Annotated in this window: 10 protein-coding genes; 4 read left to right on the top strand and 6 right to left on the bottom strand. The window is 57.1% G+C overall.

Annotated elements, in window-relative coordinates:
• Positions 1–5: 5 nt before the first annotated feature.
• Positions 6–629, bottom strand: coding sequence for an L-threonylcarbamoyladenylate synthase (locus NUW46_RS07660; RefSeq protein ID WP_069184874.1), 624 nt, complete (start codon positions 627–629; stop codon positions 6–8).
• On the bottom strand, positions 626–982 hold the full coding sequence (locus NUW46_RS07655) for a BolA family protein (protein WP_418141775.1): 357 nt from the start codon (positions 980–982) through the stop codon (positions 626–628). Before NUW46_RS07655 ends, NUW46_RS07660 begins: the two co-directional genes overlap by 4 nt.
• Before the next feature lie 278 nt (positions 983–1,260).
• Here NUW46_RS07655 and NUW46_RS07650 point away from each other — a divergent pair, with 278 nt between their 5' ends.
• The 4 genes from NUW46_RS07650 to NUW46_RS07635 all read left to right on the top strand — a co-directional run bounded on the left by NUW46_RS07650 (position 1,261) and on the right by NUW46_RS07635 (position 8,521).
• Positions 1,261–3,444 carry a DNA topoisomerase 3 gene (locus NUW46_RS07650; RefSeq protein ID WP_418141774.1) on the top strand — a complete coding sequence of 728 codons (2,184 nt, stop codon included), beginning with the start codon at positions 1,261–1,263 and terminating at the stop codon, positions 3,442–3,444.
• Positions 3,445–3,555: 111 nt separating this feature from the next.
• Positions 3,556–4,290, top strand: coding sequence for a response regulator transcription factor (locus NUW46_RS07645; protein WP_069184877.1), 735 nt, complete (start codon positions 3,556–3,558; stop codon positions 4,288–4,290).
• Positions 4,283–5,920, top strand: coding sequence for a FecR domain-containing protein (locus NUW46_RS07640; RefSeq protein WP_418141773.1), 1,638 nt, complete (start codon positions 4,283–4,285; stop codon positions 5,918–5,920). The genes NUW46_RS07645 and NUW46_RS07640 overlap by 8 nt, the downstream gene beginning before the upstream one ends.
• Before the next feature lie 33 nt (positions 5,921–5,953).
• On the top strand, positions 5,954–8,521 hold the full coding sequence (locus tag NUW46_RS07635) for a CHASE2 domain-containing protein (RefSeq protein WP_418141772.1): 2,568 nt from the start codon (positions 5,954–5,956) through the stop codon (positions 8,519–8,521).
• Positions 8,522–8,552: 31 nt separating this feature from the next.
• Here NUW46_RS07635 and NUW46_RS07630 read toward each other — a convergent pair whose 3' ends face one another.
• From NUW46_RS07630 to NUW46_RS07615, 4 genes are all read right to left on the bottom strand, one after another.
• Positions 8,553–9,017 carry a fibronectin type III domain-containing protein gene (locus tag NUW46_RS07630; protein ID WP_418141771.1) on the bottom strand — a complete coding sequence of 155 codons (465 nt, stop codon included), beginning with the start codon at positions 9,015–9,017 and terminating at the stop codon, positions 8,553–8,555.
• A gap of 318 nt (positions 9,018–9,335) precedes the next feature.
• A complete protein-coding gene (locus tag NUW46_RS07625; protein WP_069184879.1) occupies positions 9,336–10,595 on the bottom strand; it encodes a TRAP transporter large permease in 1,260 nt (419 codons plus the stop codon).
• On the bottom strand, positions 10,592–11,137 hold the full coding sequence (locus NUW46_RS07620) for a TRAP transporter small permease (protein ID WP_222466460.1): 546 nt from the start codon (positions 11,135–11,137) through the stop codon (positions 10,592–10,594). The genes NUW46_RS07625 and NUW46_RS07620 overlap by 4 nt, the downstream gene beginning before the upstream one ends.
• Positions 11,138–11,152: 15 nt before the next feature.
• Positions 11,153–12,136, bottom strand: coding sequence for a TRAP transporter substrate-binding protein (locus NUW46_RS07615; RefSeq protein ID WP_418141770.1), 984 nt, complete (start codon positions 12,134–12,136; stop codon positions 11,153–11,155).
• Between the last annotated feature and the right edge of the window lie 215 nt (positions 12,137–12,351).

The following is a 12,351-nucleotide window of genomic DNA, read 5'->3' as shown; positions in this document are numbered from 1 at the left end:
GGAGATCAGACCTCAAACGGCGCTGGATCTCCCTTGCCAACTCGGGTAACCACCGGAGCCTCGCCAGTAAAGTCCACCACCGTAGTCGCTTCCATACCACAAAAACCACCGTCGATAATCAGATCCAGCTCATGCTCCAGGGTTTCCCGGATGTCATAGGGGTCTGTCATCGGATCGGTTTCTCCGGGCAGGATCAGGGTGCTGCTCATGATTGGCTCACCAAGTTCACCCAGCAGCTCCTGAACAATCGCATTATCCGGCACCCTTACGCCCACCGAGCGGCGTTTCGGATGCAGCAGTCGCCGGGGCACTTCACTGGTGGCATCCAGAATGAACGTGTAGGGGCCGGGCGTGAAATTCTTCAGCAACCGGTACTGGGTATTATCCACCTTCGCGTACACCCCGATGTCCGACAGATCCCGGCATACCAGGGTGAAGTTATGCTTGTCGTCCAGCCTGCGAATCCGCTTGATCCGATCCGCTGCCTGCTTATCGCCCAGGTGGCAGCCGATGGCATAGGCGGAATCCGTGGGATACACAATCACCCCGCCACGACGCAGAATATCCACCGCCTGATTGATCAGACGCTTCTGCGGCGTCTCCGGATGAATCTGGAAAAACTGACTCATGAACCCTCTCCCTGAGCGGTCCGCGCCGCCATCACCGGATCCTTCTTGGACCCACCCATACAATTCGGAGACTCCGGCGCAGCGTGACCGGTCGCCTCCCACTCTTCCGGTGAGTATAGATGCAACGCCAACGCATGAACCGGACCCGCCAACTCTTCGGCGAGCACCTTGTAAATCGCCTGATGCCGCCGCACCTTCATCTGCCCCTCAAACTCCGGCGACACCAGGGTCACCTTGAAATGGGTTTCAGAATTCGGCGGCACACTGTGCTTGTGGCTCTCGTTCTCCACCTGAAGCACACGGGCCTCGAAGGCTTCGCTCAGCTTTGTTTCAATTGCGCTTTGGATTTTCATGTTCCAGGACTCCTAATGCTGAACCCGAGGTATAGGGGGCGAATTACGGGGAGCTCGACGTGGGTGTGGGAGAGGCCTTTCCAAAACTGTGTGTTGCCAGGGATGGCAACACCAAGCCCCCAGGGATGGGTTTACGGCGTGTTTTGGAAAGGCCTCTCGCACAGCCACTGCCCGCTTAGCTCACAGTCTACTACAGAACGACCGACCTACCCGAGAGCCTTGACAGCATAAAGCCAAAGCGCCACATTCCCATCCCGATTCCAAAACACCCAAACCCCATGCACCTCTACATCGCCGAAAAACCAAGCCTGGGCCGCGCCATCGCCGCCGCCCTCCCCGGCCCTCACCAGAAAGGCCAGGGCTGGATACGCTGTGGCAATGGTGAAAAAGCTGCCACCGTAAGCTGGTGCATCGGCCATCTCCTCGAGCCTGCAGAACCGGCGCGTTACAACCCGGCGTGGAAAAAATGGCGCCAGGAAGACCTGCCCATGTTTCCCGACAAATGGGAAGTCATGCCCAAGGACAGCGTGCGCCAGCAACTCAAGGTTTTGGAATCCCTGATTAGACAGGCCCAGATCATTATTCATGCCGGCGACCCGGACCGTGAGGGCCAACTTCTGGTAGACGAGGTTATCCGCTATTTCGGCACCAAAGCACCGGTGCAGCGCATTCTAATCAACGATCTGACCCCAGCGGCCGTAGCTCGTGCTATACAGAGCCCCAAAGACAACCGCGATTTCCGTCGACTGTCCCATTCAGCGCTCGCCCGGCAACGGGCAGACTGGTTGTATGGTATCAACCTGACCCGCTTCTACACGCTCAGTTACCAGCAACAAGGGGAGCAAGGCGTCTATTCCGTTGGCCGGGTCCAAACCCCGGTACTTGGCCTTGTGGTTGAGCGTGACAACACCATCGAAAACTTCCAGCCTAAGCCCTATTACCGGATTGAAGCCCGATTCAAGGCTCAGGAAGAGGAAGCCGACCAGCGAAGCTTCACCGCCCGCTGGTTGCCCAACGAACAGTTCCAGGATTATCTGGATGAAGAAAATCGCCTGCTGAATCGGGAAATTGCTGAACAGATTGCCGACAGTGTCCGAAGCCGCCCCGGCACAATCACCGAATCCCGCTTTCGTGATCGGTCCGAAGCGCCACCTTTGCCGTTTTCCCTATCGGCCCTGCAAATCGAAGCAGGCCGACTGTTCCGGATGGGCGCCAAAGAGGTCCTGGATACCGCCCAGAACCTGTACGAGCGTCACCAGCTCATCACCTACCCTCGATCTGATTGCCGGTATCTACCGGAGGGCCATTACGGCCAGCGGGAACAGGTGGTAAGGGCCATTGCCCGGGTCGCACCCGATCTTCAGGAGGCCTGTAGCGGCGCAGATCTCGATCGCCGGACGGCTGCGTGGAACGATAAACAGGTCGACGCCCACCATGCCATTATTCCAACCAGCCGCCCCACGCCCAACGGCAAACTCACTGCAGCAGAAGAAAAAATCTACGGCCTGATCAGCCGGTATTACCTGATGCAATTCGCGCCTGATGCCGTGCACCGGGAAGGCAAACTGACGGTTCGAGTGTCAGAGCACGAATTCCGCGCCACGGAAACCGCCATCCTGGAGCCCGGCTGGAAAGCGCTGGAACTGAAACTCCGGGAAGGGCGCAACGAACCGGACAAGACGCCCCTGCCGAGGCTGGAAAAAGGCGAGCCGGTATTCTGTGAAGATAGCAGCCTCACTGAACGGAAGACCCAGCCGCCGCAGCATTTTACCGATGCGACCCTGCTATCGGCGATGACCAACATTGCCCGGTTTGTCACCGATACCGAACTCAGAAAAACCCTGCGGGAAACCGATGGCCTGGGCACCGAGGCAACCCGGGCTTCCATCATCGAAACCCTCTTCAAGCGGGATTACCTATACCGTGACAGTCGACACATCCGGGCTACCGACAAAGCCAAAGCATTGATCGGCGCCCTGCCCAAATCGGTCAGCAAACCGGATCGCACAGCAGTATGGGAAGCCAATCTGGAAAGCATTCGCCGCGGAGAGGGTGACCCGAGGCAGTTCCTGGAAACCCTGAAAGATGAAATACGCGCCTTTCTGGACAAACCCCAGGGCCAGCCCGCCCAGGACTGCGAGCATGCCGGGACAGAATCAGCCGAGGCCCGGCCCCATTGCCCCAAATGCCGTGCCCCAATGACGGAGCGGGACGGCAAGTTCGGCCGATTCTATGCCTGCACCCGCTACCCCGATTGCCGGGGTACCCGACCACTGGAAGAAGCCGCACCCCAGGATGGTACTGGCCAAAAACCCATTCCCTGCCCCCATTGTTTCTCGCCCCTGGTGCGGCGAAAAGGCAAAAAAGGCTGGTTCTGGGGCTGCAGTAATTTCCCGGGCTGCCGACAAACACTGGACGACGACAACGGAAAGCCTGCAGTCCGTTTACGCAAGTCTACATAACGATACTGAAGGCAGATCCACATTTTGTGATAATTGGTTGATATAGCAGAGTAGTCCGTCAAGCGCTCTGCTCCATAACAGGCAAGAGAGCAACACTCCGGGAGAGGCTTAATGCGTATTGCTTTGCTTGAAGATGAAACCGAACAGGCACAGCACATCCAGTCAATTCTGTCTGAGCGCGGGCATCACTGCGATAGCTTCCCTACCGGCCAAAATTTCCTGAGCGCAGTTCTGCATCGTAGCTACGACCTGCTTATTCTGGATTGGCAGATTCCGGATATGACTGGCATCGACGTTCTGGAGAGCGTCCGGGCCCAGCTCAACTGGCCAATTCCCGTGGTTTTCCTCACCCAACGGGACAGCGAGGCAGACATCGTTCGCGCCCTCGATGCCGGCGCCGACGATTACCTGGCAAAACCCGCCCGGGCTGCGGAACTGGTCGCGCGCATCAACGCCCTGGCGAGACGGTCCAATCCTGACAGCGAGAAGGAGGTGCTTCGCTACGGCCCGTTCGAAATCAATACGCAGCAGCGAGTCATTGCGCTTCATGGTGAAGAGCTCACGCTGACCGACAAGGATTTCGACCTGACCCTGTTCCTGTTCCAGAACCAGGGGCGTCTGCTGACCCGGGAAATGCTGCTCGAGCGTGTCTGGGGGCTGGCCAGGGACATCAATACCCGCACTGTGGATACACACATGAGCCGCCTTCGCCGTCGCCTGGGGCTCAATCCCGAAAATGGTTTCCGCATCAAGACAATTTACCAGCGCGGTTACCGCCTGGAGGCCATGAAGGCACAGGATCAGGCGTTTGATGATCAAGAACCCGCCAGGGCCGCCAATGACTGAAAGCCCGGCACCGCGATTGCCCGTACTGCTGCTGATACTCGCTCTGCTCGCTTGCGCCGCTCCCACGGCTGCGGAGCTGTCGGTGACTCGCGGTTCTGCCGGCCATTCCGACGCATCTCCCGCCAACACAGTGCCTGAGTGGATCTACACGTTACGGCCTGGCGAGAGTTTTTCGGAAGTGGCCAGCGATCTTTTAGCGCCGAACTTTCCAGCAAGTCGCCTTTTGCAGTACAACAAGATTGAAAACGGTGCCACGCTCGGTGCCGGCGACAGTGTTCGCATTCCTCTTGCCTGGTTGAAACGCCAACCACAACCTGCACGGGCAACCTCGGTCACCGGAACTGTACAACTGATTTCCGGAAACTCGGGTCGAAAAACGCCGCTCAGTGAAGATGCCCTGATCCGCGTCGGTGACGAAATTCTATCAGCGTCCGGAACCGCCACTATTGAACTGGCAGACGGCTCGGAAGTCCGGATTTCCCCGAATTCACGGCTGATCTTCAATCGCCTGACCCAATATGGCAAAGCCGGCATGGTGGATACCCGGCTGCGACTGGACAGGGGCGAGATCCACACCCGCGTAAAACCAGTGATGGAGGGCGGCGCCCGATTCGAGATTGAAACGCCATCCGCCGTCGCCGCTGTGCGCGGGACCGCATTTGCACTTCAGACATCCGCAGAGGGTACTCGCCTGCAGGTAACCGAGGGAAATGTTGACTTCGGAGCACCCGGCAAGACCCGCCGCATTCCTGCGGGCTTCGGTGCCAGCCTGTCCACCGCGGGCAATGATGGCCTCAGCATTCGACGCCTGCCACCAGCGCCTGCCCTTGACCCACTTCCACAAAAATTGACCCAACTGCCGGCTACGATGACCTGGCAGGAAAGCCGTGCCCCCATGCATCGCGTGGATATTTTCGAAAGTGACACCGGCCGCTGGGTGGAAAGCCGCAAACTCACTGGCAGCAGCTTTGATATCGGCCGGCTGGATAACGGCAGCTATGAAGTGCACCTGGCGGCCCTCGATGCTCGCGGAACCGCCGGCATGCCTCGTGTAATTCCGGTGGAGGTCGATCTTCAGGCAAGAACCGCCAGCCTTTTGTCTCCCGCCGATGGAGACACGGTAAACGATGATATGCCCGAGTTTCGCTGGCAGTTGAACGGCGACAATGAAGTGGCTCGAGTGGAAGTTGCCGAGGACCGGGATTTCCGGAACGTTATCGCCACCAGCGAATGGGCGCCGGAAACTGCAGCACTGCCTTCACGCCCGCTGGGGCCCGGCAAATACTACTGGCGGGTGGTTACCGAGGCAGGCGGAAACTCCGTCGCTTCCACCGAGCCGCGAGAGCTTGTGGTCAATGGCAGCCTGCCCCCAGTGCGAATCATCAGTGTGAACTACATCGACAGCCAGGTCAGGGTCTTCTGGGAGAAGGTGGACACAGCCACTGACTATCGCCTGCAGCTGTCGGAAGAGCCCGGTTTCAACAACATCATCAAGGAAGCAACGCTGTCTGACACCACCGCAGCCTTGCGTCTTATTCCCGGAAGGCGGTATTTTGTGCGCCTGAAAGCTCTTTCTGATGGTCCCTTGCAAAGCCGCTGGGGACCTGGGAGGGAATTGTACCTGGAATAATCCGTTGATCGAACGAAACACACAGCAGGGCTCATGAACCGGGATTGGCTGCCAATTAAAACGACCCCCTGGACTCTGGGCCTGATACTGCTGGCGCTCCTTCTGCTCATCCAGACCACGGATTTGCCCCAGCGCCTTGATTTCTGGCTCTACGATCAGGCCATTACTTCAAATCCTGTAGACGCCTCGGACGAGGTAGTACTGGTAACCATTGATGAGCTGAGTCTGAACCGCCTCGGGCGCTGGCCATGGCCTCGCACACTGCACGCCGAGCTTATTGCCAAGCTTGAGCAGGCAGGCGCCAAAACCATTGTCTTCGATATTCTGTTTGCAGAACCGTCACCCGATGACCAGCAACTGGCAGAACAGATGCGCAGCCATGGCAACGTCATCCTGCCGGTCTATCTGTCTCCCCCCACATCCCAGTATCTGTTGAGCGAACAATTGCCGGTTGGACAACTGGCTTCAGCGGCCAACGGTCTCGGGCACGCTCACGTGGAACTGGACAGCGACGGCGTTGCGCGTGGTCTCTACCTGTTTAATGGTCTGGGTCGTCAGCTCTGGCCGAGCCTAGCGCTGGCCGCTAGCGGGATAGGGCCACAAAATTCGGGGACGGAAGAGGCCCTTCCCTATGTCAATGTTCGCGATCAGTATCGGGCCATCCCCTTGATCGGTGGTGCCGGCTCCCTGCAGTCGTACTCCTTTGCAGAGGTTATTACACAACCGCCAGCCCCTGAACGTTTCAGAGGCAAAACCGTCTTTGTCGGCGCCACAGCCGCAGGTTTCGGAGACATACTGCCAACACCTTTCTCAGGCCTGAGTCGACCTATGGCCGGTGTTGAATTTCACGCCAACGTGTTCTCCGCCAGAACCCAGGGGCTGTTGATTCGCCCGGCACCGGAATGGGCTTCGGCCCTTCTGTCTTTAACAACCATCCTGATCCTCGCGCTCGCCCTGCCTCCGATGCGCCCGGCACGCACTCTACTGGCCTGCGCAGCGGCTCTGGTCGGACTGGTCGGTCTCTATCTGTTCATGCTTCTGGCGCTGAAATGGTGGATTCCCTTGGCGAACGCTTTGCTGGTACCGCTCCTGGCCTTTCCAGTCTCAAGCGGCCTCAGGCTCGCCATGACCAATCGTTTTCTTAACCGGCAATTGGACGACCTTGCAAGAAGCCCGCAAGTTGCCCTGCCCGCACCCTCGGGAAGAAACCCAACGCAACTTCTGGAGCACTTTCAAGCCCTCTTCCGGCCCACTGGCTGGCTTTTACTTGAGGAGAACGAGGTTCTTTCCGCCCGCGGATTGTCCCTGGCCGATGTTCCCTCTGATCTGACCCCCGGCCACTGGTTCCACGACAGCAACCGCAGCTGGATTCAGCTATTGCGCGCAGGTACCCGCTATCACCTGGGCCTGATGCTGCCCAATGATCTCGGCCGCGAAGCTGTCCAGCGCTACTTGCGCAGACTTCATCTGGAGCAGCCTGCACTGGCGGATTCAACCTCAAGACCCAGCGAAAATATCTCAGCGCGAATTGAGCGGGTGCGTATCGCCACGGATCGGCTGAATCACATGCAACAATTTATTCGCAGAAGCTTCGAGCGCATGCCCGACGGCATCATTGTTACCGACGAACTGGGCGTTATCCGCTTTGCCAACGGCCATATTGAAGAGTGGTTCCGCGAACCCATGCCGAGCCTTGCAGGCCTGCCCCTGGTCAGGTTGCTCGAAGGACATGACCCTCGGGAAACGCCGCCTTGGCACGAAACGGTTTCCGATACCCTGACACTGCAACAGAGCCGAACCGTGGATCTGAGAATTCGCGACAAGGATTTTCTGATTCATTTCGCGCCGTTTTCACTGCCCGACACTGACCAACAAGGCATCATTGCCAACATTTCGGACATTTCGGAACTGCGGGAACAGCAGCGCCAGCACCGCGAAGCCATCGACTTTATTTCCCACGACGTACGTTCGCCACTGGTTTCACAGCTTGCCCTGATCGAACAGTTGAAAAGAGACCCCAGCCACATTGAACAGGAACAACTGGACCAGCTGGGACGGCTGGCCCGACGAAGCTATCACCTGGCGGAGGAGTTCGTACAACTGGCACGAGCCGAACAGCTGACAGAAACCCGGTTCTACGAATGCGAGTTTCTGGCCATCGTGGAGAATGCCCGTGATAGCGTCAGCGAACAGGCCGTCGAGAAGCAGATACAGCTCCAGCTTCAGGGCACCGAAGATCTTTGGCTGAAAGGCAACGCGGAGCTTCTGGAGCGGGCCGTTATCAACCTGCTCACCAATGCGGTTCAATACAGCCCGAGTGGATCCGACGTCAGCATTCAGGTCTTCCGCGCCGGTCACCAGGCCTGTTTGACGATCGCGGACGAAGGCACAGGCATCGATCCGGAAGAACTGCCGCACCTGTTTGACCGCTACCGTCGGCAGAAGAGCTCGGAATTGGCCGGAGTACACGGTACCGGGCTGGGGCTTTCGTTCGTAAAGACCGTCGTGGAAAAACACAGGGGAGAGATATCGGTGTCATCGACACCGGGTGAAGGTTCTGCCTTCACCTTGAAACTTCCAATTGCAGATCCGCTGGCCTGAGACTTCAAACTTCAGGCCGGGAATTCCCGTCTCAGGACCGGATAGCCTTGCTTACAACATCGGAGGGCTCACTGATCAGCCCGTTGGTATCCTGAACCTGAATGGTGAAATACCAGGTACCCACGTCCAGCCCGCTTACTTCATAGGACATTTCCGCCTCGGCCTGAGCATTGATAACGACAACCTCTTCGCTCAGCTCTTCGGCATCCTGCCCGTAACGGATCACATATTTGTCGAGCTCGCCCATCGGAATGCTCTCGCCATTCACGCGAGTAAGCGGCGCGCTCCAGCTCAGCACTGCGGAACGCTCAGGAGATGGATCCTGACCACCAACGTTGCCGCCATCAGTCGGATTACCTGAACCAACCGAACCGCCGGAATCGCCCGGTGATGCAGTGCCAGCACTACCCGATGAACCACCCCCACAGCCTGTGAGAAGTGCTCCCAGAATAAACGCGGCAATCCATGCCTGTGACACTTTGATGACGCGTTTCATATGCAATTAACACCAATATATCGTCGACTTTGTAAAATTGTATAAAACGTGGACGATTATCGATGTGATGACGGTCATTTTCCTAATTACGAAAATGTCAATTTCCCGTCAGGGAATGGTAATAAAGAGGGGAAATCACTGACTAGCAAGGCAAAAATTTGCCCGGAAAGGGCGATAGCGGCGTGAGCTACTGGAAAAAAGTCTAAGCAGGGAAAGATAAGCAGGGAAAGAAATGAAGGAAGGTATATAGCATACCTCGAAATGACTGGAGACCATACTCAACTGCGAGAGCGTGCCTCTATGTAAATCAGGTGCTACCTACAACAACGCCAGCACCAACCCCTCTTCCCAACTGATCAACACCAGCGTCAGAATAGTTGCCAGAAGGAACGGAAGCAAAGCCCGGAAAATAGCCATCGGCGATGCGCCGGTCATGGCGGAACAAATATAAAGGCCCGCACCAACCGGTGGCGTAAGCAAGCCAAGAACCAAAGTCAGGCACACCACCACGCCGAACTGGTAAGCGCTGATGCCGAACTGAGCTTCCGCTATGGGCATTAGGATCGGCACGACCAATATCAGTGCGGCAATGCCATCGATCACCATGCCCACCAGCAGCAGGATACCCACGACCAGCATCAGAAACATGAAAGGGTCTGTGGTTTGTGCGGCGATCCAGCTGGCCGCGCTTTGCGGGATCTTTTCGAAGATGATCACCCAGCCGAATACGCCGGCCGCGGCAATCAGCATGATGACCATGCCGGAATTGAAGGCGGTCCGCCTCAGAACGCCGAAAAGGTTTTTGTATTTGAGGTCTCTATAAACATATTTGCCAATCACCAGCGCACCCATTGAAGCCAGCGCGGCTGATTCTGTGGGCGTGGCCAGCCCGGTGAGGATGCCGCCGATGATGATCAGCGGGATAAGCGCTGCCGGGATGCCCATCAGGAAATACTGTTTAGCCTGCTGGCGCGTTGGCCAGCTCCCTTTCGGATACTGGTATTTCAGGCCGAGCAGGCTGATAGCGATAAAAAACAGGAAGGACATCACCAGCCCTGGAATAATGCCCGCAATAAACATATCCGCAATCGGTACCTGGGCCAGAACGCCAAACAGCACGAACAGCATGGACGGCGGGATAATGGGCGAGAGCAATCCCCCGGCAGCGGTTATGGCGGCGGCATAAGGCTTTTCGTAACCGTCTTTCTCCATGGCAGGCACCATGGCGCGAGACATCATGGCGATCTGTGAGGCAGCAGAGCCCATAATGGCCGCCATCATCATGTTGGCCACCAGATTGATATAAGCCATGCCTCCGCGGAACCCACCGACCAGGATGCGCGCCAGGTTCACCAGCCTGCTGGTAAGGCCACCCTCATTCATCAATTCGCCGGCGAGCATGAACAGGGGTATCGCCAGCAGTCCATAGCTCTGGATAGCGCCGAATAGCTGTTGCAAGTAGGAATCCAGCAGCACGGTGTTACCCGAATCGTAGATATACCAGAGCGCCGTCAGTGCCAATACCAGGGAGATCGGCACTGCCAAAAACAACAGAACGGCGAAGACAACCGCGGTCATGTCGTACCCCCGCTCTGTTCGGGGGCGGCCTCGAAACAGAGAAGATTAGCTAAACCATGAATGGTCAACGTAATCGACAGAATCGGCAGCACCATCCACACCCAGAACTTTTTAATGCCCAGGGTGCTGGTGTTCTCTGCGTACATGAAGTTGAAGGTTTCTGCCTGAAAGCTTTGCAGGTCAAACCCCACCTGATATAGCGTGACCGGGTCATACCAGCGCCAGCTGAGCCAGGCCAGAATGCCGCCAAACAGAAGCACCATCAGGTCGCTAATTTTCGCCAGTACGGTTCGGGTTCCACCTTTTACATACTCGGTCAGCAGACCCACGGCAACGCTTTCCCGCCGTTTGAGCAGCACGGATGTCGCGAAGAAAGTCATCCAGATCATGCAGTAGATCGCCAGCTCATCCACCCAGTAGATGGCGTAACCGGCAAAACGAGTGACGATGTTAAGAAGTATCAGCAGGGTCACCGCACCGGCAAGCGATGCGGCGATGACAGCTTCAATGCGTGCGACAAAATCCGAAACAGCTTTAAGCATGGTGCATCGCCCGGATTATTGGGCTTTGATGTCCTCAGCGACGTTGCGCAGGATACCAAGAGACGGGGCTTTCTCAGCCCAGATGTCTTCCCAGGCGGAAATGGCGTCAGCGAATTCACTGCGGCTTGCCTTCCTCACGGTGATATCCAGCTCTCTGAGCTGCTGTTCCTGGTCCTTCTCCTGGGCCACAAACTTGTCCATCACGGCATTCAGGTGAGCTTTCATGGTTTCCTGGATGAGCTGTCTGTCTTCGTTGCCCAGGTCACGCCAGACCTTGCCAGATACCACGCCCACCATGGGGAACATCATGTGGTTGGAAATCAGCAGGTGGTCGGCGCGCTCGTAAAACTTGAGCACCAGGATGGAGTCGAAATCCATGTCGATGGCGTCAACCTGGCCATTCGCCAGCGCGTCATAGACCGCAGGAAGTGGCAACGGCGTAGGTGCCGCGCCGACGGCGTTGTAGAAATCCCGAATGGGCTCGAACGGGGTAATGCGTAGCTTCTTGCCCTCAAGATCGGCAGGACCGGAAACCTCATCCCGGCTGAGCACCTGGCGCATTCCAGCCATGGCATAACCTACACCTACCAGGCCAACGTTGGCCGGCAGTTGGTCCAGAAGTTTGTTCGCTTCGTCGGAGCGTAACAATTCTGCGGCCTGGTCAATGTTGTCGACCAGATAAGGCGCATATAGCGCGCCGAAATCCGGCACCCGGTTGGACACTTCAGCAATGGTTAGGAACGCCATATCCAGTGCGCCCGTTTGCAGCTGCTGAACCATCTGCGCCTCGTTACCCAGCTGCCTGGCCGGGAAAACCGCTACCGAATGCTCTCCTCCGGACTTCTCGTTCAGATCCTGCCCGAACTCGTTGGCTGCCTTGGTCCAGATGTGGGGCGGTGGCGTGATCAAGCCGAGGCGAAAATCGCGGGCCTCAACGGCGGCACTGGACATAACTGCAAAGGATGCAAACGCGGCAAGCAGGCGCTTCATTGAACTCATCGGAGGCTCCATTTATGTTGTTTTATTCATCAAACGATGGTTTCGGAAACTCAGTCCCGAAGCATACCCCAGAACGACGGAGTTTTGGACGGGCGATTTCGCTAACAAGTTTTTAATATCGCAACAAAAAAGGCAGACCAGTGACTAACTGATCTGCCTTTTTTGAATTTGGTAGCGGGGGCTGGATTCGAACCAACGACGGTTATGAGACTGAA

Origin of the sequence: Marinobacter sp. MA (assembly GCF_048298425.1) — a bacterium.
In the GTDB taxonomy this organism is placed as follows: Bacteria; Pseudomonadota; Gammaproteobacteria; order Pseudomonadales; family Oleiphilaceae; genus Marinobacter; species Marinobacter salsuginis.
This window is presented reverse-complemented; position numbering and strand designations above follow the sequence as displayed.

Bases quoted from the DNA above. Each gene is read 5' to 3' on its own strand.
- NUW46_RS07640 (WP_418141773.1), top strand. From the start codon at position 4,283: ATGACTGAAAGCCCGGCACCGCGATTGCCCGTACTGCTGCTGATACTC.
- NUW46_RS07630 (WP_418141771.1), bottom strand. From the start codon at position 9,017: ATGAAACGCGTCATCAAAGTGTCACAGGCATGGATTGCCGCGTTTATT.
- NUW46_RS07620 (WP_222466460.1), bottom strand. From the start codon at position 11,137: ATGCTTAAAGCTGTTTCGGATTTTGTCGCACGCATTGAAGCTGTCATC.
- NUW46_RS07660 (WP_069184874.1), bottom strand. From the start codon at position 629: ATGAGTCAGTTTTTCCAGATTCATCCGGAGACGCCGCAGAAGCGTCTG.
- NUW46_RS07650 (WP_418141774.1), top strand. From the start codon at position 1,261: ATGCACCTCTACATCGCCGAAAAACCAAGCCTGGGCCGCGCCATCGCC.
- NUW46_RS07615 (WP_418141770.1), bottom strand. From the start codon at position 12,136: ATGAGTTCAATGAAGCGCCTGCTTGCCGCGTTTGCATCCTTTGCAGTT.
- NUW46_RS07655 (WP_418141775.1), bottom strand. From the start codon at position 982: ATGAAAATCCAAAGCGCAATTGAAACAAAGCTGAGCGAAGCCTTCGAG.
- NUW46_RS07625 (WP_069184879.1), bottom strand. From the start codon at position 10,595: ATGACCGCGGTTGTCTTCGCCGTTCTGTTGTTTTTGGCAGTGCCGATC.
- NUW46_RS07635 (WP_418141772.1), top strand. From the start codon at position 5,954: ATGAACCGGGATTGGCTGCCAATTAAAACGACCCCCTGGACTCTGGGC.
- NUW46_RS07645 (WP_069184877.1), top strand. From the start codon at position 3,556: ATGCGTATTGCTTTGCTTGAAGATGAAACCGAACAGGCACAGCACATC.